The 364-nt window shown below is 72.8% G+C and carries 1 protein-coding gene; it reads right to left on the reverse strand.

Annotated features, from left to right (window positions below; all coding sequences use genetic code 11):
* On the reverse strand, window positions 1-364 hold a 364-nt coding region (locus ACLZOT_RS50550), incomplete at both ends, for an MFS transporter (RefSeq protein WP_416976063.1).

Below are 364 nucleotides of genomic sequence, written 5' to 3' on the forward strand. Positions count from 1 at the left end.
CGAGCGCGGCGAGGGCGACGGTGACGGCCGCCGGGCGCCAGTCGTACGTCTCGACGATCCAGGACAGCAGCGGCAGGAAGATCAGCTGTCCGGAGGCGGAGGCGGCGGTGAGGACGCCGGTGACCAGGCCGCGCCGTTCGGTGAACCAGCGGTTGGTGACGGTGGCGGCGAAGGCCAGGGCCATGGAACCGGAGCCGAGACCGACCAGCAGGCCCCAGCAGAGGATGAGCTGCCAGGCGGACTCCATCCACACCGTCAGTCCGGAGCCGAGCGCGATCACGGCGAGGGCGACGGCGACCACCCGCCGGATGCCGAAGCGGTCCATGAGCGCGGCGGCGAAGGGCGCGGTCAGCCCGTAGAGCGC

Source organism: Streptomyces sp. 4F14 (genome assembly GCF_048159485.1).
Taxonomy (GTDB): Bacteria; Actinomycetota; Actinomycetes; order Streptomycetales; family Streptomycetaceae; genus Streptomyces.